This is a genomic window from Moritella sp. 36, from assembly GCF_018219415.1.
Classification (GTDB): domain Bacteria; phylum Pseudomonadota; class Gammaproteobacteria; order Enterobacterales; family Moritellaceae; genus Moritella.
Genome location: NZ_CP056120.1, coordinates 4,601,041 through 4,622,603, shown reverse-complemented (window position 1 = coordinate 4,622,603; position 21,563 = coordinate 4,601,041). Strand labels below are relative to the sequence as shown.

Below are 21,563 nucleotides of genomic sequence, written 5' to 3'. Positions count from 1 at the left end.
CGTTCGTCAAATTGGAAAGGAAAATAGCAATGAATAAGTTATTCAAATTAGTATTAGGCTCGATCTTAGTATCGTCATTATTAGCCGGCTGTAGTACCTCTGTAGAGCGTATTGATGCGGGTCAAACGGTAGATTTAAGTGGTGCTTGGAATGATACTGATTCACAAATGGTAGCGCAGGAAATGATCAGCGATGCGCTAGCGCGTCCTTGGTATAGCAACTTCGCGGCAAAAACAGGTAAAGCACCTGCTGTGATCGTGGGTTCTGTGCGTAATTTAAGCCATGAACACATTAATACCAAAACATTTGTTAATGAAATGGAACGTGAATTAATTAACAGTGGTCGTGTTGAGTTTGTTGCATCAAGTGACGAACGTAGCGAGATCCGTGAAGAGCGTATTGACCAAGATTTAAATTCTTCTGAATCAACACGTAAAGCTGCAGGCCAAGAGAAAGGTGCAGACTTTATCCTAAAAGGTCAGATCAACACAATTCTTGATACTGCATCTAGCGAGCAAGTACGTTATTACCAAGTTGATTTAAGCCTAATCAGCCTAGCGGATAACCGCAAAGTATGGGTTGGTCAGAAGAAACTGAAGAAACTCGTGTCTAACGGTAAACTACGTTATTAATAGGTCGTAATGAAAGCTGTATTAACATTTTTACGTTCGCGGCGTTATCTCGCGGTTATCGTATTTAGCTTGTTGCAAGGCTGCTCGTTGCAGCAGCATCAACTCAATGATTTGGCACAAACGCTAGATAATGGTAATGCCAGTCAGGTATTGGCCGACGTTGCGCAACGGGAATACCCCGAGCGTGACTTAGCCCAATATAAACTGACATTAGGCTTATTGCGCGCTGTAAATGGTGATTTTGCGGGTGGTATTCGTGAACTACAAGCCGCTAAAACTGAAATTAATCAGTTACAAGCGTTAAGTGTTAGCGAAAACATTGGCGCTGTAACTGTTAATGAAACGTTACGGAGCTATACCAGTACTGCCAGTGAACGAATGTTATTACAGCAGTTATTGATCTTGTCTTACTTGATGGAGGATGACCTTGATGGCGCCCGTGTTGAAGTATTGCAAATGCAAGAGTTGGCAAAAGGGCTGTCGGATAATGGATTATCAGGGCTAGTATCAAGTAGTTATTATTTGGGCGGTTTGGTGTATGAACTTGGCGGTGAAACCGATAATGCCATGATCAGTTATCGCCAAGCTTACCAAGTAATGCAAACCAGTAAGATCAAGATACCGAGAGTATTGCAAGACAGCTTACTGCTTGCGTCTAAGCAATTAGGTCTCAGCTCTGAACATGCTAAATATGTGAAAAAATTTGGCCATGACGTAAAGTCGCCTGATCGCAGTAAAAGTCAGTTGGTCTTAGTATATTGGGGCGGTGTTGTATCAGCGAAGCAACAACGTTATTTAAGTGTTTATGTACCAAGTTTAGGCTATAACATTTCCTTGGCATTACCTTATTATGACAATGATTATGTTAAACCTGTACCTTGGCGCTTTAGCGTACTTGGTAAAACGGCCGAAACTGAAATATTTGATGATGTAAACTTATTAGCACGTGCCGATCTTGATGCTGAGTCTGCTGATATATATGCAGCAGCATTAGCGCGGGTTATTATTAAACAAACTGCATTACACGAAGTGAAGAAAAATGACGAGGGTGGATTAGCGACCTTGTTATTGAATGTTACTAGCATGGTCAGTGAAATGGCTGATGTACGTAGCTGGAATATGCTACCGGCGAGTATTCAAGTGCAACGTTTGGCATTAGATCCAGGCGCTTATTATTTACAGCAACCAAGCCAGACTAGAGGCTTATCTGTTACTGATATCGCGCCCGTTATACCTGTATTAGCAGCATCAGTTGACCCAACATTAGTTAATGCAACCGCAAGTATTACCGATAAGACTAGCAATAGTGCCGCTGAATCTGACAACGGATTTAGTTTACCGCAGTCAAATACAACACTTGCTAATGATAAAGATAATCTTGTTAGTATGGATGACCCGAGTTCAGAGACGGTAGCAATGACGAATATTAGCGATGTTCCGGTTGTTGTTAGTGCGAAGCCTTTGTTATTGAAGCCGGGTAAAACCGTTTTACTATTCTATTCAAGTGCCGCTAAAAAGGCATACTACACCTTATCACCTTAGTTATTCATGAATTGCTGGCCCTATATTCAATGTGGGCTAGCGTTCAAGTAACGGCTTGTTACAGGACTCGAACATATGATAAATAAATTCTTTTCTACCAGTTTAATTTCTGCTGCTGCAATCTTGATGAGCGCGTGTAGTAGTACCCCTGAACGTCCAGCTTGGTTAGACGGTGCTGATGTTAACTATCCTGAAAACGTTTATTTAAGCGCATCTGGTCAAGCGAAATCGGCTAGTGTGGCAGATAATCGTGCATTAGCTAATTTAGCAAAAATTTTTGAAGTATCGATTGCTGATGAAAGTATTGATTTTAGCGAAGCAAGTATCAGTCAAAGTAATGCCAGTGGCAGTACTATTCGTCAGGTCGATAACAAGCAAACCTTATCTCGTTTTGTAAACACGCAAGCGCAACAAGTTCTGCAAGGCACCCGTATTGTCGAACGCTGGCAGGATCCGGTTAGCGGTGAGCAGTCTAGTCTCGCAGTAATGAAAAAAGCACCTGCGGCGGCATTATTTATGCAGTCAATACGCGCTGCAGATGAACAAACAAGTGCAGCAGTGAAGTATGCTGAGCAGCAAGCGCCGAACCCTCTTATTGCCCTTAGTTCATTAGAAAGTGCCCGTCAGCGCCAAATTACACGCTTAAATGACAATAATAATCTACGAGTTGTGACAGGGAATGACATTAACGTTGAATATTCGGTCGAAACCTTAACTAAAATGATTAAAAGCCGTTTAGCTGCATTATCATTTTCAACGTTGGCAACAGATGAGCAAGCGTTATTGTCTTTGCAGGGAGGGGCGTCAGAGGTTGGCGTACAGCTAAAAGATGATAGCCAATACAAACTAGTATTAACATTGGATAAAGGCGCTGTAGAACAACGTCAGGCGTGGTATTGGTTACGTGGCAACATTGTATTGAATGTGATGGATGGCAACAGCAGTATTAGTAATAAACGTTGGCCATTTAAGATCTCTGCACAAAGTGAGCAATTATTAGAGCAACGATTAGCGACTAAGTTGAGTTCTGAATTACCCGGATATGTATATCAAGTATTAACGCCGGAAATATAATTTATTCATTTTATTGGCACATCTTATTTTGTGTATAAAAAAAGCCAGTCCTGATTTATCAGGGCTGGCTTTTTATTACATTACGTTATGACAATGACGCTTAGTTCATACCGTAACGTTTTAGTTTCTTCCGAAGAGTACCACGGTTGATGCCCATCATCACAGCTGCACGGGTTTGGTTACCGCGAGTATACTGCATAATGATATCTAGCATTGGCGCTTCAACTTCTGCTAATACCAAGTCATAAAGGTTTTCTACGTCTTGGCCATTTAATTGTGCAAGGTAATTTCGTAGTGCTTGTTGGACAGAATCACGTAATGGTTTCTGTACAATTTGCTCAGCTTGTTGCACGGTTGCAGTAGTTGTTAGGGCACTAGGAGCCAGATTTTGTTCAAACATATATTGCTCTTCTCGTTAGCTTAAATCATCAAAATATTTCATTAATGCAAGGTGTTGTTCAGCAGAACTCTCCAATGCATTAAAGCTTTTACGAAACTCAACACCATTAGTCTGGTGTTGTATGTACCAACCGACGTGTTTGCGTGCAAATCGAACGCCCTTAAACTCACCGTAAAACTGGTGTAGGTTTTCGACATGTTGCAAAATGACTCGGCGAACTTCGTCTGCAGTTGGTACGGGTAATTTTTCACCTGTTTTAAGATAGTGATTTATTTCCCGAAAAATCCAAGGATTACCTTGAGCGGGACGTCCGATCATAAGACCGTCTGCACCTGTGTACTCAAGTACCTGCTTTGCTTTTTCTGGGCTATCAATATCACCATTCGCGATCACAGGAATGCTAATGCTAGCTTTAATCGCTTTTATAGTGTCGTATTCTGCATTGCCCTTATACAGGCAGGCTCGAGTACGACCATGAACCGCAAGGGCTTGAATTCCAGCTTGCTCTGCGATTTCTGCTATCTGTATACCATTGCGATTTTCTGGATCCCAACCGGTACGTATCTTTAGTGTTACTGGTACATCAACCGCGTTCGTTACCGCGTCTAAGATTAGCTTCACTTGCTCCGGATGTTGCATTAATGCAGACCCAGCCATTTTTTTATTCACTTTTTTCGCAGGACAACCCATGTTGATATCAATGATCTGCGCACCATTTTTTACATTATGCTGCGCGGCTGCTGCCATCAACGCCGGATCTGCACCTGCGATTTGCACTGAACGGATCCCGGTTTCGCCAGCATGATCCATACGCTGTTGCGATTTTTCTGAAGACCAAACTCGAGGGTTACTCGATAACATCTCTGACACGGCCATACCAACACCCAATTCACGACAAAGTTGACGGAATGGGCGGTCAGTAACACCAGCCATTGGAGCCAAGAATAGTTGGTTATCCAGAAGATAAGGACCTATTTTCATCTGTTGCGGCTCATTTGCTCTAAGGCGGCGTATGTTACGCAGTTTTCACCCGAGTTAAAAGGTTAATAATTAGACTATTGAATATTTTTTTAGTTAAAATCATTAAATAGTAAAAAAAACACCTCAAAATCAAATTATAACAACAGATAATCGAGCTAAATTACTTATTATTCAATTTTCACTTAGATTAAATGTGAAATTGAGATAGCTTGCATTTTAGCCTGATTAATTACTGTTCGCACGTTTTTTACGTACTTACTGTTCGTTTTATCTACACAAGCCTCGTTTTTGAATTTGCTTATGTAGAATAAACAGTATGGCTAGTATTATTTGATTTGGCCGTTTAAGCGTGCCCACTCATCAGAGAATGTTGGTTCATCCATGATACAGTGCTGACGATAAATTTCGTTCAATTCTGCTGCTTGGTGATCCAAAATACCAGATAAGGCCAGTTTACCACCTGGTTTTAAGAAGCTGACGATAAGCCCTGATAGCTCACGTAGTGGTGCTGCAAGGATATTCGCAACCACGATATCAGCTTTGATACCTTCAGGTTGATCTGCGGGTAAATACAATTCAATTTGGTCTGCAACGCCATTACGTTCAGCGTTATCACGACTTGCTAAGATAGCTTGTGGGTCGATATCTACCCCGATCACACGTTTTGCGCCTAGTTTAAGTGCTGCGATTGCTAAGATACCAGAGCCACAACCGAAATCGACAACGGTTTTACCAGCTAAATCTTGGCCATCTAACCATGTTAGGCATAAGGCGGTAGTCGGGTGGGTACCAGTACCAAATGCTAAACCTGGGTCAAGCATGACGTTAACGGCATTTTCATCTGGCACTGGGCGCCAGCTTGGGCAGATCCATAGACGCTCACCAAACTGCATTGGATGAAAGTTTTCCATCCATTCGCGTTCCCAATCTTTATCTTCTAATAATTCTAATTTATAGCGGAAATCTGGACCTAATACCTTGGTTTTTGCTAAGAAAGCGAGGATTGGCTGCATGTCTTTATCTGCATCAAACAAACCTGTTACATCAGTATCACCCCAAAGCAGTGTTTCACCCGGCAGTGGTTCAAAGATTGGTGTATCTTGTGAGTCCATAAATGTGACAGCACTTGCTCCTGCGCCAGATAGCATGTTGCTTATCTTCTCAGCTGTTTCTTCGTTAGCATTAATTTTTAATTGGATCCAAGGCATCGATTTTCTCTCAGTTATTTCGTGGGCATAATTGTACGCACCTAAGCCATAAGACACCATCGGAATATGATAATTAAATGCAATTTTACGTTTTTTATGGACCTAACTATGGCGCATTAACATCTACAGTTGTGCGCTTATGGACTAAGCGTTATTAAAATTAGTCTAACACTGACATAGTTATCAACAAATTTATACGTTATCATTCGTTCTTGGTTATTCATTGTCATCTTCTACATTCTATTTTTAGAGTATAAACTCTATTTGTGGTTGTTATTGTATAAACGTGACCGTGTGTACAGTTATTGAAAATATTACCCATCGTTGTTTAATTGTTTGATATTAATTAATTAATATCAACGGGCTATGCCACAACGGCGTGATTTTAGGAATAAAGTATGAAAACAGTCTTTTATGGCGTTATTTCTGCCATTGCATTAAGTTGTAATGTACAAGCTGCTGCTATCGATTTTTCTGAAGCTTGGTATCAAGTAGTGCAGAAAAATGATGCATTGCAAGCAAAAAAAGAAGAAGTGAAGCACTCTGAAGCATTACAGAGTGCAGCGAAGTCGCTCTATTTGCCGAATGTTGATATTACGGGGTCATATACTCATTTAGATAAACCGATAGAAATCGATACATCAGGGGTGAAAGGAAAAGTGGGTGCTATTTCCCCTATAATAGCTGGAATGCTCCCTAATAGCGTCCCGTTATCCAATCAAAATGTAGCTCACTCTTCATTGAATGCAGTATTGCCGATTTATACTGGCGGTCGAATTACCGCGGCACAAGATATTCGTGAAGCACAAGTGAGTGAAGCGGAAAGTAATTATGATTTAGCTACGCGTGCGACATTTACGCAATTGGTGCAGTATTATTTTGGGGTGGTGTTATCCGAGCAAGTGTATCAAGTTCGTCTCGATGCGGTGGATGCTTTAGCCGATCACCTTAATCACGCGATTAAATTAGAACAGCAAGGTCAAATAGCCAAAGTTGAACGACTTATGGCGCAAGTCTCGTTAGACAAAGCGCAAATTGAAGCGCAAAAATCGCTACGTGATTATGAAATTGCCAAACTTGCGTTAACCAAGATGTTAAAACAGCAAGATTCGGTATTACCAACCACGCCGTTATTTGTGAATAACAGTGCGACTTCTGTAACGCCATATTTAAGCAAAACATTAACAGACCATCCTGGTATTGCGGTTTTAAATGCCAAGCGTGAGCAAGCTAAAGGCATGGTTGAAATGGCTTTCGCTAAGCATCTACCAGAAGTGATGCTGTACGGTAATTATAATTTATATTCTGATGACTCTGTTATGGGCCAATCGGTACCAGAATGGATGGTCGGTGTTGGTGTTCGTATTCCTATTATTGAGCGTTCGGGTACTTCGCAAGAAGTTGTTGCAGCAAAAAGTTCAGTACGTCGTGTGAACTTATTACAAATGCAAATGCAGCAAGATTTATCCATTCTAGTGGAGAAAACCTATGCCGAAATGAGCCAAGCGTTAGAAGAATATAATTCTTTGGCATCGAGCCAAGCGTTATCAGAAGAAACTGTGGTACTGCGTCAAAAGGCATTTAGCCAAGGTCTATCAACATCACTGGAAATGGCCGATGCACAGTTATATGCAACGAGTATTCGTGTTCAGCGTCTATCTGCAAGCTATAACTATGTTAAATCACTTGCACAATTACTATCTGTTAGCGGCGATATCGATCGCTTTATGGACTATCTAAAAATCAATGGTATCGAGGTTAAATAAATGAGTAACGTTAAAACAGGCATCATTGCGGTAGTCGCACTCGCTGTTATTGGCTGGCTGGTATTTGAATTCAATAGTGCTTACGAGCCGAAAAGCATATTGTTACAAGGTCAAATAGAAGCCGAGCAATATAATATATCGTCTAAGATCCCGGGGCGTATTGCCTCGGTAGACGTAAAAAAAGGCGAATTGGTTAGCCAAGGGCAATTAATCTTCTCACTGGCGAGTCCTGAATTAGAGGCTAAGTTGGCGCAAGCAAAAGCGGGTCGTTCTGCGGCAAGTGCGATGCGTAAGCAAGCTGAATCAGGTGCCCGTGAACAGCAAGTTATTGCGGCTAACGATCAGTGGAAAAAAGCTCAAGCGGCAGCGGAGTTGATGGAAAAAACCTATCAGCGAGTTGATAATCTTTATAAAGACGGAGTATTGCCTGAGCAAAAACGTGATGAAGTCTACACCAAGTGGCAAGCAGCTAAATATACTCAAAATGCCGCGTATCAAGGTTATCAAATGGCTAAAGAAGGGGCGCGTAAAGAAACCAAACAAGCGGCTATCGAGCAAGAACGCATGGCGGAAGGTGTGGTTGCTGAAGTCGAGTCTTATACTAAAGATACCAAGCAATACGCACAGCGTGATGGTGAAGTGGTACAGATATTATTAAAAGAGGGTGAGCTTGCACCGACTGGTTTTCCTGTGGTGAGTATTGTCGATATTAACGATAGCTGGGCGGTATTTAATATTCGTGAGGATTTATTACCACGGTTGAAAAAAGGCACGATATTAACGGCGCGTATTCCAGCGTTAGGTGAGGCAACATACCAATATCAAATATCTCATATTGCAGTGATGGGGGATTATGCGACTTGGAGATCGACAGACAGTGCGAAAGGGTTCGATTTACGTACTTTTGAAATTGAAGCAAGACCTGTTAAGCCTATTGCTGATCTACGTGTCGGTATGAGTGTATTAGTTGAGCTGGCTCCGTCAGCGACAGCGCAGTAAGTTGGTTTGATGATGAGTTTATTTATTACTCAGGTCAAAGCGGTTTGGCAGCGGGAAAACCAACTGATATTGGCATCGAAATGGCAACTATCATTGGTGACTTGGTTACCAATTGCTTGCATGTTGTTGGTGTATGCTATTTTTTCACAGGGGATTCCACGTGATCTTTCTGTCGCGGTTGTTGATCAAGACCACAGCCGATTGTCACGCAGCTTGGTGCGTTATATTGATGGCAGTCCTTCGCTTGCGGTGACGGCTCAATTGACAAGTCTTGCCGAAGGTAAAGCACTAATGCAGCGTGGTGAGGTGTATGCTGTCGTGTATATTCCGCGTGAGTTTGAAAAGCAAATTTATCTCGCGATGACCCCAGAAGTCAGTACTTTCTACAATGCGCAGTACGTGTTAATTGGTAAGTTGGTATCGTCAAATATGGCGAAGACCTTTGCCACGTTTACAGCACAAATTGATGCGGTTAAAACATTGGCGAGTGGGGGGAACCTAGCTGTGATTAAAGGGGCTGTCGCGCCGATATCAACGCAAGTTAACCCGCTTTATAATGCGTCAACTAATTATGTACCTTTCTTGGTCACAGCCGCTATTCCTGCGCTATGGCAAATCTTTATTTTGGTGTCGGTGCTGTTGGCATTTGGGTTGGAATATAAAAACAATACCCAAAATAACTGGTTTCAGCGTGCGGATGGTGCGGTCGTTAGTGCTGTGATTGGCAAGTTACTACCCTATACCTTACTTTCTGTTGTCCATGGTTTATTATTTTTAAGTTTCTTTTACGGTTATTTAAGTTTGCCCATGCATGGCAACTGGGGTTATTTATTATTAATTCTGGTTGCGGGGGTATTAGCAGGTCAAGCGATAGCATTATTTATCTTTACATTAACGATGGACCTGACCCAAGCAATTAGTATGGGCGCGGCCTATTCAGCCCCAGCATTTGCATTTATGGGAGTGACATTTCCAGCAGAAAGTATGCCGCAGCTAGCACAAATATGGCGTTCGTTATTACCGATTACGCATTATATGCAGTTGCAAATAGGGCAGGTTAATTACGGGCAAGGCTTTATGACCTTGTTACCGCAACTCACGTCATTAGGCTTCTTTGTATTGACGCTAGTTGTGGCAATATTTCGTATTAAGCGCCATCGTGAGCTCGCCGTTTTGAATAATATAAACAAGCCAGCAATGGGGCATGAAGATGAATAAATTCTTGGCACTTGTTGTACTCGAAATAAAAAGTATTTTTGCCGACCGTAGTATTTTGTTGACTATATTTGGTGGCATTATTATGTACTCGATCTTATATCCGTTACCGTATTCTCAGCAAGTATCAAGAAATGCTGAAATAGTGGTTATTGATTATGATCGCAGTTCGATGAGTCGCGAATTAATACGCATGGTTAATGCCAGTCCTGATACCCGTATTACTGGTCAAGTTGATTCTGTCAGGGATGCTGAAGCGTTAATTGAGCAAGGAGAAATTAAAGGGTTCTTAATTATTCCTGAACATTTCCGCCGTGATTTATTGATGAAAAAAGCGGTCACCTTATCGCTAGGTGGTGATGCTACTTATTTTATGACGTATTCGACCATCGCATCGGGGATCCTGAAAGCGGGCGGAACATTATCAGCGCAGATTAAAGTGGCGAGATTAACGGTTGATAAAGAAAATATCTTGTTAGCTAAGCAACAATGGCAGCCCGCTTCGTTAAACCTACAACCTGTGTTTAATCAGGTTAATGGTTATTTGGATTACGTGGTGCCAGCGGTGTTTATTCTGATCTTGCAGCAAACGTTATTAATTGGCAGTGGTATCTTATCTGGCAGTCAAAACGAACGTTCAAGGGCGAAAGAGCAAGGTTATTGGTTAACCGCATCACCGACATTGTTGTTACTGGCGCGTAGCTGCGTGTTCCTCAGTTTGTATCTGGTATTTAGTTTGTATTACTTTGGTTTTGCATTGGATATTTATGGTGTCAACCGCCTGGCGGCAGCATGGGATATCCTTAAGCTATTGGTCCCTTTCTTGTTGGCCGTAGTGTGTCTTGGGGTGGCCTTAGGGCAATTGTATAACCAAGCTGAAACGGCGACACAGGTTATTTTATTTAGCTCAATGCCGGTATTGTTCAGTAGTGGTTTTATTTGGCCTGTGAGTGAAATTCCAACTTGGCTCGTCGCAGTATCGCAATTATTCCCAAGTACCGCCGCTATTCAAGGTTTGTTGCAATTAAATCAAATGGGCGCCGATTTTGAGATGGTAAGACACTTTCAAACTCAGTTGTTAATTCAAGGGTTTGTCTATGCACTATTAGCCATTATTTTACTGCGTTACAAACAGCGTAAATATAGAATAAGTGCAGTTTAATATCATTCATTAAATAATGCGTGATTAACTCGCGTTGTGGCGATTTAGCTTCCATACTTTGCTTGTTGAAAGAGTATTTTATGGAGGCTGAAATGAGTATGGCAACCAAAGTTGGCCAGTTTTTGGCTAGTCACAATATTGATTTTAGTTTAGTTAAGCATCGTCACACCGCAAGTTCATTTAATTCTGCACTATCTGCACACGTTCCTAGTTCACAAGTCACTAAAGCGGTCATTTTACGCGACATTGGCGGCGATTATCTCATGGCGGTAGTACCTGCAAACAAGCATGTATTAATTGGTGAGATTAATCGGCAAACAGGAAAGCAGTATTATTTATTGGCAGAGCATGAATTAGCGACGCTATTTCAAGATTGTGAACCCGGGGCGATCCCCTCACTCGGGCAGATTTATGGTATGGATATGCTGGTGGATGATACGTTGTTTGAACAGGAACAATTGTTTATTGAATCGGGTGATCACATGAATCTGATCAATTTAGATAAACGCCAGTTTGGCAAAGCGGTGGGCAGTTTACCGCATAGCCATATTAGCGGATATAGCTTTAAAGAAGGACCGTTATTTGAACGTCGTGATCTTTGAGTGTTCAAGACTGCTAAAAAGATTCATAGCAATAAAAATGGGAGCCATATTTGGCTCCCATTTTTGTTTATAGTAAAGAACCTATAAAAATTATCTATCGCTAAACATTAGCTTGCTGGTGGTGTTGGATTACCTTGTATATGCAAGTCTAATTGTGGATAAGGGATCGCAATACCAGCAGCGTCAAGTGCAAGTTTAAGCTCTTCTTGCATGCTAAAATAAGCACCCCAGTAATCGCTAGTCCTAACCCAAGGGCGTACCGCGAAGTTCACTGATGAGTCTGCTAACTCTAGGATACCTACTGTGTAATCTGGATCTTGTAGGGTAAATTCGTTGTTTTTGATAACATTAATTAAAAGCGCTTTCGTTTGCTTAATATCTGCGTCATATGATACGCCAACCACAAGGTCTAAACGACGTTGGCCTAATGCAGAATAGTTAGTAATTGTACCATCCATGATTGCGGCATTCGGTGCGATCACAACTTTGTTATCTGGTGTGATTAAGCGTGTAGAGAAGATGGTAATTTCATCAACTGTACCTGCTACACCCGCAGCTTCAATGTAATCACCGATACGACAAGGACGGAAGATGACGATAAGTACCCCCGCGGCAAAGTTGGAAAGTGAACCTTGCAAAGCTAAACCGATGGCTAAACCTGCGGCACCGACAATCGCAACCAGAGAGGCTGTTTGCACCCCAAACTGGCTAAGGGTGGCGATGATGGTAAATATAAATACCAGCGTCCATGCCATGTTACTTATAAAAGAAGCTACTGTTTTATCTATATTACGTTTAAGCAGTAATTTTGAGGTCATTTTTTTCATTACGCCAGCAAGGTATTTACCGACGATAAAAATGACTAACGCTAATAATATTTTTGTGCCGTAAATAGCGGCAATCTCAGGGGCTTGCTCTAGTAGTTTTTCAAGATATTCCATGGATAAAATTCCTATCATTTAGAGTGTTAAATATGCGTGTACTTACATAGGGCATTCAATGACTATATTAGTCGAGCTTGATTGATATGTTACATTATTTTTAATCATTGACAAAGTACAGCCTATTTTACTCTTTAAAGCGCGATGTTTGATGCTTATATACGATGAATTATTGGAATAGTCTATTACTCATGTTTATTTCTGGCGAGTCGCTTGCGCTTCAATCGTTACCGCATCATGGCGCCAATACTCCAAATCACAATCAAGTAGCTGGCCATGTTGATCATGATTCACTCGCTCTATATACATGGCTGCGCAGCCTGACGTCGCACGTAATGGGGCGGCAGTGTCGGCAACTAATGACGATGAACGGATCCGATAATGGGTGCTTTGATAAAGCGTATCATAGTGTTGTTGATAAATATCGGTTAATGACGCCGATAAATCGTGGCTGAGTAAGTTTGGTAGTCGTTCAGGTAATACATAGTTCGTCACAAGAACAACCGGACGTTCTTCTAAATAACGGATGCGATGGATACGGATGACTTCAGTCTGTGGTGTTATTTGTAATAATTGAGCGATATGTTTATCGGCTGGTACTATGCTTGCACTGAGCAATTCTGTTTTCGGAATGCGCTGTTGGCTAAGAGCGAGATTGTGAAAATTGGTGGTATTGGTTGGATCATAACGTAATGGTTCTGGGGAAATAAACCAGCCGCGACGGTCTTCACGATATACCCGACCTTCAGATTCCAATAAAGACAATGCTTCGCGTAGCGTCACGCGGGTAGTATTGAATGCCTCTGCTAATTTGCGCTCTGACGTTAACTTTTGTCCTGAGGTTAATAATCCCGATTCGATTTGCTGTAGGATTTCTTCTTTAATTTTTAGGTATTGCACAAAAGCCTCTGATGCTAGTTCATTTATTTTATGCCGAACAAGTGGGGTCGAGCGATAAGCTACCTAGCGATGTCAGTGCCAGGCAGCAATAAATGGTCTGTTATTAATTTTGTTGACGCCAAGCCTGAGTTCGTTTATTGATAAACGATGCCGCAATTAAATGAATCACTTTAGCGATCGCCGCGGTGATTAAGATCATCACAGCCATCGCTGCCGCAGAACCTGTTTGTCCGGCATCATCCATATTTAATACTGACACTGATGCTGGAATTGTATCGGTTGCATACAAGAATACAACGGCTGATGTGGTGGTCAATGCATTGATAAACAGATAAGCTGCTATATCCATGATAGCTGGCGTACAAATTGGCAGCGTAATGACAAAGAATGATTTGTACTGTGGCATTTTTATCGATGCTGAAATCGCTTCTATCTCTGCCGGTAATTGTTTTAACGCCGTTAATGCTGTCATATGACCAACCGTGTAATAATGTACCACGGTATTAACCACCAGTAAGAGCATGGTTGCATATAGGCCATTTAGTGGGTTGTTTATGTCATTAAAAAAGAAGATATAACCCAAGCCTAATACGATACCTGGTACCGCCATTGGAATAATAGTGATCATTTGTAATAGTTGACGAATTGGGCCAAAACCACGGCCTTTTTCAATCACGTAGGCACCAATAAAAATAATTATAGTACCAATAACAGCAACCCAGCTTGCTAACGTTAATGAGTTAAAATAAGGCGACCAGCCATAGGTACTCACTTCACTAAAGTTATAATTGTTAAAGCTTAAGGTTAAGTTCCATGGCCAAAATGTGACAAATGATGCATATATTGCCATGCCGATAATGGTGATAATCGCCAAGCCTATCGAACTACAGAATAAGAAACAGATACCATCTCGTAATTTATCTGGTTTGGGTGTGTAAGCGACAGAGCGTGAATCAAATAGATTTTGTTGTTTACGCTGCACGTGACGATCAATGGCAAAAGCCAGTACTGCAGGTAATAACAGTAACACACTGGTTACTGCCCCCATGGCAAAATTTTGCTGACCAACGACTTGCTTGAAGATATCCGTTGCCAGCACGTTATAGCTGCCACCAATCACTTTGGGTACACCAAAATCACACACGACTAAGGTAAACACTAAAATGAGTGTGCTAATCACGCCGTATTTTGCTGCGGGTAGGGTCACCATGAAAAATGTTTTGATCGGATGATTTTTTAATACGGTTGCCGCCTCATATAAACGGGCATCGGAAGTGCGTAATGCCGTGGTTAAAATCATTAGCGCATGAGGGAAGGTCCAGAATGTCAGGCCGATGGTTATACCGACAATACCGTAAATGGATGCACCACCGAGTAGCTCTTTGGCAATGCCTTGATTACCGAATAAGTAAATTAAACTCAGTGCTGGTAATAATGATGGCGCTAAGATCGGCGCCGAGCCAATAATTTGAAATAAAGTTTTAAATGGCATGCAGCTACGTGTTAATGCATAAGCATAACTAAAGGCTAATACCCCAACAATCGTTGTTGTTACTAATCCCACCGTGACTGTATTTGCAATCGAGTTGAGCATAGCACTGGATGCAAAATACGCGGTGAAATTTGCTAAACCAATAAAATGACCATTAATATCTTGGACGCTTTTGGCAAACATGGTGAACATCGGCGCTAAAATGAAAAAGCCCATCAGCACAGTTAAGATAATTAAAATGCTGGCAAGAATGGCGCTATCTCGGCTAAACGCCAGTGTGAGTCTTTGTATATAATTTGGCGTAATCAGCTTTTTATTGATGATCGTATCCATATTAAGCCTCTACCGCTTGTGTGTTTACTGTGGTTGATGAGTTGCTTCGTTTACGTGGGAATATATGGGTGTAATTGTCGCTATAACGAATACGACGAAATTCGCCATTGTTTAAACCGAGCGCTCTAACTTCACGAATCGGTACGTCAACTTTAATTATAGGTGCATTCATATTGCCCGTTAGTTGGCACTCTGCTCGCACATAAGTCCCTTGGAATTCCATTGCTTTAACTTGTATGGGCAAACCTTGCGGATCATCACTAAATTGAATGTCTTCAGGGCGCACAGCTAAGTCAAACATGTCACCACGGTTTAACGTCTCTTTTGGTTTTGGTAGCAGGGTTTCAGCAATACGAATTTGCTGGCTGCTGATCACTGAACTGGCAATGAAATTCATGTTACCGACAAATTCAGCGACAAAACGTGATGCGGGTTTATCGTAAATTTCTTGTGGGGTACCCACTTGTTCAATCACACCGTGATTCATGACCACGATACGGTCTGCCATCGCTAAGGCTTCTTCTTGGTCATGGGTTACCATGATAGTAGTAATACCGAGTTTACGTTGTAGGGTACGGATCTCTTCACGTAAATGAGAACGCACTTGGGCATCCAGTGCTGAAAGTGGTTCATCTAACAGTAATAATCCCGGTGATAACGCTAATGCTCGAGCCAGTGCAACGCGTTGTTGTTGGCCTCCAGATAGTTGGTTCGGGTATTTAGGCGCAGAATCAGCTAAACCAATAATCCCCAACCAATGGTTAACAATGTCCACCGCTTCGGCCACTGACTTACCTTGGTTGTGTAAACCCACACTGATATTTTCGGCAACCGTTAAGTTGGGAAACAAGGCATAAGATTGAAATACAATACCGAAATTACGTTTTTCTGGCGGTAAGAAGGTAGTGTCTTTACCGTCTTGTAAAATAGATCCCGATGTTGCTAAATCTAATCCGGCAATAGCACGAAGTAGGGTGGTTTTACCGCAACCAGAAGGACCTAAAAAGCAGATGAACTCGCCTTGATTGATCTGCAAAGAAATATCGTTTAATGCGGTGAAATCACCGAATTTTTTAACAAGGTTATTGATGTTGAGATACGTGCTCATCTGACTACTCATAAGTTATTTGGACTATACCAGTATGGTAGGCAGCGTTAGTGACAGTTTGATGACAGTTAGATGACGGTTAGAGTGTTTTTGGTAGTCTTTACAATTATTTATAGTAATTCAGGATGGGTGTTTAATATTTTTTATGTGGATAATAATTGTCCATAAACGATAAAGCTAGGCATTATAAATAACGCCTAGCTTTGATGTTTAATTAGCTCGATTAATCATTATCTCGCTTCAGATTTTGAATCGAATTTTTCTGACCATGTATGCAGTACATCTTTACGATCATTAGCCATTTTACTAAAGTCCATTGCAACCATCGCTTCTTGTACGTTTGGATAGTTCTTTACGGCTTTACTGACGTCCTTATGACCGACTAATGCATAAGATTCATTATATAATTCATTGGCTTGTTTTGAGATTGACCAATCAACAACACGCTTGGCTGTTGCAGATGGTTTAACAAGGCCAACCGCTTCTGATTCCCAACCAATACCACCGGCAGGTAAGATCACGTCAAGTGGCGCGCCTTGGGTTTTTAGTTTTGCGCCACGTAATGCCATCGATACCCCGATCGCTACTTCGCCCATGCCTGCTTGTACACAAGGCTTTGAACCTGAATGGGTGTAATGTGCAATATTGTCATCCAGTTTGGCCATATACTTCCAACCTTTATCTTCACCCATGGTTTGTAACCATGCCGATACTTGCATATAACCTGTGCCCGATGATGCTGGGTTTGGCATCGCAATATGACCCTTGTAGACAGGCTTAAGCAGGTCATCCCATGATGTCGGTTTAGGTAGGTTGTACTGTTTTGCTACGTATTCGTTAAAGCAGATGGCATTAAACCAAGCATCATTACCATACCAAGCTTTGTTTTCTTCTGGGTCAATCATGCTAGTTCGCAGGTTTTCGACGCCTTTTGGTGAATAAGGTTTCAGGATACCGGATCTTTTAAGCAGTGCCATTGATGACCCTGCCAGTCCCCAAACAACTTCTGCACGCGGGTTATTTTTTTCGGCAAGTAATTTTGCCGTCATGATACCTGTTGAATCTCGCACCCATTTTATTTCGATATCAGGGTTAGCTTTTTCAAAGGCGATTTTGTATTTCGCTAACACATCAGTTTCAAATGCGGTGTAAACCACCACTTCTTCTGCGGCAAATACTGGTGCAGTGAATAAGGCGCCTAAGGCAGCGATAGAACCTATAATCCAACGTTGTTTCATTCGTGTAACTCCAAAAATTATTAACGGTTGATTCTGGTCTGCACCAGATTTGTTGAGTTCGATGATAGAGTTGTTTTGTGACAGAAATATGATCAACTTATTTAAATTCAATTAATTAGGATGTTTCATCTCTTTTTATATTTGCGTTTTTGTCCCGGTGTTTTTCTAAAACTCGTGAGTATGAACCTTTTATGAATTCTGCTGTTGGGCTATTTACCAAGCTAGTCATCCACTGCTAGAGTTCTCATCAACTGGTATAGTCCAAATGGAAGCAGAGATGAAAAATGAATATTTATTACTAACACCGGGTCCACTTTCTACTACAGCAAGTGTACGAGAAGCCATGCTAAAAGATTGGTGTACTTGGGATGATGAATATAACAAAGACATTGTTGAAGTTATCCGCGCTAAGTTAGTTCAACTAGCAACCCAGCAAGCGGGTTATACCAGTGTATTGATGCAAGGAAGTGGCACTGCATCGGTAGAAGCGACAATCGGCAGTATTATTCCTACTGATGGCAAACTGCTGGTGGTTGATAACGGTGCTTATGGTGCCCGTATAGCCCAGATTGCAGATTATTTAAATATTGCCTGTGACGTGATTGCACCGGGTGAAACTGCGCAACCCAGTATCGCTGAAGTGGAAGCGAAATTAATCGCCGATGACAGTATTACCCACGTCGCGATTGTGCACTGCGAAACGACAACTGGCATGCTTAATCCTATTGATGATGTAATCAAAATGGCTAAACAACATGGCAAGATCGTGATCTTGGATGCGATGTCGAGCTTTGGCGGTATTCCATTGGATGTGGCTGAGTTGGGGGTTGATTTCCTGATCAGTTCAGCCAACAAGTGTATTCAAGGTGTACCGGGTTTTGGTTTTGTGATTGCACGCCAAAGTGAACTGGAAAAATGCAAAGGGCTAGCACGTTCGTTATCATTAGATCTTTATGACCAATGGCATTGTATGGAAACAAATGGTGGCAAGTGGCGCTTTACCTCACCAACCCACACTGTGCGTGCATTTTACCAAGCGTTATTGGAACTTGAAGAAGAAGGCGGTATTGCGGCGCGTCATCAACGTTACCAAGAAAACCAAACGACCTTAGTCGCAGGAATGGCGAAGCTGGGTTTTGATACGCTACTTGATGCGTCCTTACATTCACCAATTATTACCTCGTTCTACTCTCCAGCACACAGAGATTACCAATTTAAAGAATTTTACAACCGTCTGAAAGAGCAAGGCTTTGTTATCTATCCTGGTAAGGTATCAAACGCTGACTGTTTCCGTATTGGTAATATTGGTGATGTACATCCAAGTGATATCCAGCGCTTGTTAGTGGCGATGGAAACTGCTAAATATTGGGAATTGAGTGCATGAGTGAAGTGATTACTAACTTAGAGGTTAATACACCGTTGATCGCTGTCTGCATCGCAGTGTTGTCGTGCTTAACTGCATTGTTAGTAGATCAGGTGTCATGAAAAACTGTAACAAAATCATTAATAAAAGCTTACTTTGGAAAATATTATTATGTCTAACATCGTACAAGATCAATCCGTAAAACTGAGTCATGTTCAATCCGTTATTTTTGATTGGGCGGGCACTATTGTTGATTTCGGTTCATTTGCACCAACCACTATTTTTATTGCGGCATTTAAAGCGCAATATGATTTTGATATTAGTCTAGCGGAAGCGCGTGTACCTATGGGACTAGGTAAATGGGATCACATTAAAGCAGTATCTGAATTACCTGACGTTGCAGCGCGTTGGCGAGCACAGTTTGGCTCGACGATTAGTACCGCTGATATTGATGCGATTTACGAAACATTTATGCCGCTACAGATAGCGAAAGTTGGTGAACATGCCGATCCCATCCCACATGCGCTCGATGTTGTGAATGGCTTAAAACAGCAAGGCGTTAAAATTGGCTCATGTTCTGGTTACCCTCGTGTTGTTATGGACAAGCTAATTCCGGTTGCTGCAGAAAAAGGCTACGTGCCTGATTGTGTTGTCGCCACTGATGACTTACCAGCAGGCGGTCGTCCAGCACCTTATATGGTACTTAAGAATGTGATTGATATGGCTGTTACCGATGTTGGTACGTGTATTAAAGTAGATGATTCAGTTCCGGGCATTGAAGAAGGGCATAATGCAGGTATGTGGACAGTTGGTTTATTGCTATCGGGTAACGAGGCCGGTCTGACGTTAGCGGAATACCTTGCAGCAGATGAAGCCACATTACACTTGTCGCGTGAAAAAGCCCGTGATCGCTTCACGCCATTTAAGGCCCATTATCTGATCGATACCATTGCTGACCTGCCGCAAGTAGTTGCTGATATTGATGCACGTTTAGCCGCCGGCGAACGTCCATAATCGTTCATTTAGCCTTATAACCTGTCGCTTGTAACCATTAAGCCTCAGGGGTGTGGTTAAAGTTAATAGCTAGTCATAGGGCTAGCTATTTTTCGTTACATGAAAATAAAAGTACACAGAGTGTGATCATGACTAAACAGCCTGAATTTCAACCTTTTTGGTTTCAACAAGCGATGGATCTTGAAGATGACTACCGGAATAATGTGGAACCACAAACCCTAACTGCAGATACCGTCGCAGATGTATGTATTGTCGGTGGTGGTTACACAGGGTTATGGACAGCGATTCAGCTAAAACAGCAACAACCAACACTGGATGTAATGATCATAGAAAAAAGTTTCTGTGGTAGTGGCGCATCGGGTCGTAATGGTGGTTGCATGTTAACGTGGTCGACCAAGTACTTGTCGATGCGACGTTTGTATGGCGAAGCGCAGGCGGTTGAACTCGTGAAAGCGTCAGAACAAGCCGTGGATGAAATAGAAGCCTTTTGTTTAAAGTATAAAATTGATGCAGAACTGCGTCGTGATGGGACTCTATTTACCGCGACTAATACTGCGCAAAGCGGTGGTTTAGAGGCAACGTTAGCCGCGTTAGATAAACATGAATTAAACAGTTGGCAGGCGTGGGAAGCGAAGAAAGTACAGTTACATGCCGGGTCTGAATTGCATCAAGCAGGGTATTTCTCTCCTGTTGCCGCAAGTGTACAACCAGGTAAATTAGCACGTGGTTTAAAGCGCGTAGCAGAACAGCTCGGGGTACGTATTTATGAAAAAACCCCGATGTTGGCCATTAATGATAATTCGATTACGTCAACCAACAGCAATAAAAACACAAAGCATAAAATTGTGATTAATACTCCGAAAGGGACTGTTTACGCGACGAAATCTGTGATGGCTTTGAATGCGTGGATGTTAGAGCAATTCCCACAATTTAAAAATAAGATCGTAGTGGTGTCTTCAGATATGGCGATCACTAAACCAATACCAGAAAAGCTGAAAAAAATGGGTTTGGTAGACGGTAAAACCGTGCTGGATTCACGTACCTTTGTGCATTACTACCGTACTACGCCAGATGGCCGATTAATGTTAGGTAAGGGAGGTAATCATTTCTCTTATGGCAATGCAGTCAGACCTTTATTCGATAAAGCGACTCGCTATGGCAAGTTATTACGTGAGTCGTTTGATAAATTATTTCCGACGTTGGTGGATGAAGAGTTTGCGGTGACTTGGACTGGCCCTTCCGATCGTTCTGCAACTGGACTGCCGTTTTTTGGTAAAATTGAAGACGTAGGCAATATTTATTATGGCTTTGGTTATTCAGGTAGTGGCGTTGGCCAGACTTGGATCGGTGGCAAAATATTATCATCTATGTTACTTGGCCATAATGACAAATGGAGTGATAACGGCTTAACGACAGGGCCGAAAGGCGGCTTTCCACCTGAACCTGTGCGTTGGTTAGGTACCATGATGGTACGTAATGCGATTCGTCGTAAAGAACGTTGTGAAGATAACGAAGCGACACCTTTCTGGTTAGATAAACAGTTGGCTAAGTTTGCTAATGCGGCCGGTAAAGCAGATAAGTAATACACTGTTC

The 21,563-nt window shown here is 41.9% G+C and carries 19 protein-coding genes; 11 read left to right on the top strand and 8 right to left on the bottom strand.

The annotated features are described in order from the left end of the window. The first annotated feature begins 29 nt into the window (after window positions 1-29). From HWV03_RS20545 to HWV03_RS20535, 3 genes are all read left to right on the top strand, one after another. Window positions 30-632 (top strand): penicillin-binding protein activator LpoB, encoded by a 603-nt coding sequence (locus HWV03_RS20545; protein ID WP_211673265.1) that lies wholly within the window; start codon window positions 30-32, stop codon window positions 630-632. 9 nt (window positions 633-641) lie between these two features. Beyond that, window positions 642-2,174 (top strand): hypothetical protein, encoded by a 1,533-nt coding sequence (locus tag HWV03_RS20540; protein ID WP_211677726.1) that lies wholly within the window; start codon window positions 642-644, stop codon window positions 2,172-2,174. A 75-nt stretch (window positions 2,175-2,249) separates the two neighbouring features. After that, a complete protein-coding gene (locus tag HWV03_RS20535; RefSeq protein ID WP_211677725.1) occupies window positions 2,250-3,248 on the top strand; it encodes an LPP20 family lipoprotein in 999 nt (332 codons plus the stop codon). A gap of 100 nt (window positions 3,249-3,348) precedes the next feature. Here HWV03_RS20535 and fis read toward each other — a convergent pair whose 3' ends face one another. The 3 genes from fis to prmA all read right to left on the bottom strand — a co-directional run bounded on the left by fis (window position 3,349) and on the right by prmA (window position 5,837). Further along, a complete protein-coding gene (fis, locus tag HWV03_RS20530; RefSeq protein WP_045108812.1) occupies window positions 3,349-3,648 on the bottom strand; it encodes a DNA-binding transcriptional regulator Fis in 300 nt (99 codons plus the stop codon). A 15-nt stretch (window positions 3,649-3,663) separates the two neighbouring features. Beyond that, window positions 3,664-4,629: a tRNA dihydrouridine synthase DusB gene (dusB, locus tag HWV03_RS20525; protein WP_211673262.1), complete on the bottom strand. Its 966-nt coding sequence runs from the start codon at window positions 4,627-4,629 to the stop codon at window positions 3,664-3,666. A 326-nt stretch (window positions 4,630-4,955) separates the two neighbouring features. Beyond that, the gene (gene prmA, locus HWV03_RS20520) at window positions 4,956-5,837 is read right to left on the bottom strand and encodes a 50S ribosomal protein L11 methyltransferase (RefSeq protein ID WP_211673261.1); all 882 of its coding nucleotides are present in this window, start codon (window positions 5,835-5,837) and stop codon (window positions 4,956-4,958) included. Window positions 5,838-6,235: 398 nt separating this feature from the next. Here prmA and HWV03_RS20515 point away from each other — a divergent pair, with 398 nt between their 5' ends. From HWV03_RS20515 to HWV03_RS20495, 5 genes are all read left to right on the top strand, one after another. Next, a complete protein-coding gene (locus HWV03_RS20515; RefSeq protein WP_211677724.1) occupies window positions 6,236-7,603 on the top strand; it encodes a TolC family protein in 1,368 nt (455 codons plus the stop codon). Next, window positions 7,604-8,602 (top strand): HlyD family secretion protein, encoded by a 999-nt coding sequence (locus HWV03_RS20510; protein WP_211677723.1) that lies wholly within the window; start codon window positions 7,604-7,606, stop codon window positions 8,600-8,602. It begins immediately after the preceding gene. A gap of 9 nt (window positions 8,603-8,611) precedes the next feature. Further along, a complete protein-coding gene (locus HWV03_RS20505; RefSeq protein WP_255546961.1) occupies window positions 8,612-9,820 on the top strand; it encodes an ABC transporter permease in 1,209 nt (402 codons plus the stop codon). Continuing rightward, window positions 9,813-10,979, top strand: coding sequence for an ABC transporter permease (locus HWV03_RS20500; RefSeq protein WP_255546960.1), 1,167 nt, complete (start codon window positions 9,813-9,815; stop codon window positions 10,977-10,979). Before HWV03_RS20505 ends, HWV03_RS20500 begins: the two co-directional genes overlap by 8 nt. 92 nt (window positions 10,980-11,071) lie before the next feature. Further along, window positions 11,072-11,581, top strand: a complete 510-nt coding sequence (locus tag HWV03_RS20495; RefSeq protein WP_045112363.1) for an aminoacyl-tRNA deacylase — start codon at window positions 11,072-11,074, stop codon at window positions 11,579-11,581. Window positions 11,582-11,688: 107 nt separating this feature from the next. Here the strand turns inward: HWV03_RS20495 and HWV03_RS20490 are convergent, their stop codons facing one another. The 5 genes from HWV03_RS20490 to HWV03_RS20470 all read right to left on the bottom strand — a co-directional run bounded on the left by HWV03_RS20490 (window position 11,689) and on the right by HWV03_RS20470 (window position 17,593). Beyond that, complete coding sequence (locus HWV03_RS20490) at window positions 11,689-12,522, bottom strand: mechanosensitive ion channel family protein (protein WP_211677721.1); 834 nt, start codon at window positions 12,520-12,522, stop codon at window positions 11,689-11,691. A gap of 195 nt (window positions 12,523-12,717) precedes the next feature. Beyond that, window positions 12,718-13,422, bottom strand: a complete 705-nt coding sequence (gene phnR / locus HWV03_RS20485; protein WP_211677720.1) for a phosphonate utilization transcriptional regulator PhnR — start codon at window positions 13,420-13,422, stop codon at window positions 12,718-12,720. Window positions 13,423-13,525: 103 nt separating this feature from the next. Next, a complete protein-coding gene (locus tag HWV03_RS20480; RefSeq protein WP_211677719.1) occupies window positions 13,526-15,247 on the bottom strand; it encodes a putative 2-aminoethylphosphonate ABC transporter permease subunit in 1,722 nt (573 codons plus the stop codon). A 1-nt stretch (window position 15,248) separates the two neighbouring features. Continuing rightward, the gene (locus tag HWV03_RS20475; RefSeq protein WP_211677718.1) at window positions 15,249-16,355 is read right to left on the bottom strand and encodes a putative 2-aminoethylphosphonate ABC transporter ATP-binding protein; all 1,107 of its coding nucleotides are present in this window, start codon (window positions 16,353-16,355) and stop codon (window positions 15,249-15,251) included. A 230-nt stretch (window positions 16,356-16,585) separates the two neighbouring features. Continuing rightward, window positions 16,586-17,593 carry a putative 2-aminoethylphosphonate ABC transporter substrate-binding protein gene (locus tag HWV03_RS20470; protein WP_211677717.1) on the bottom strand — a complete coding sequence of 336 codons (1,008 nt, stop codon included), beginning with the start codon at window positions 17,591-17,593 and terminating at the stop codon, window positions 16,586-16,588. 277 nt (window positions 17,594-17,870) lie between these two features. On the opposite strand from HWV03_RS20470, the gene phnW reads away from it, so the two are divergent. From phnW to HWV03_RS20455, 3 genes are all read left to right on the top strand, one after another. Beyond that, entirely contained in the window at window positions 17,871-18,977 is a 1,107-nt protein-coding gene (gene phnW / locus HWV03_RS20465; RefSeq protein WP_211677716.1) for a 2-aminoethylphosphonate--pyruvate transaminase, read from the top strand. A 150-nt stretch (window positions 18,978-19,127) separates the two neighbouring features. Continuing rightward, window positions 19,128-19,970, top strand: coding sequence for a phosphonoacetaldehyde hydrolase (gene phnX / locus HWV03_RS20460; protein WP_211677715.1), 843 nt, complete (start codon window positions 19,128-19,130; stop codon window positions 19,968-19,970). 128 nt (window positions 19,971-20,098) lie between these two features. After that, window positions 20,099-21,553 carry an FAD-dependent oxidoreductase gene (locus HWV03_RS20455; RefSeq protein ID WP_211677714.1) on the top strand — a complete coding sequence of 485 codons (1,455 nt, stop codon included), beginning with the start codon at window positions 20,099-20,101 and terminating at the stop codon, window positions 21,551-21,553. Window positions 21,554-21,563 lie beyond the last annotated feature (10 nt).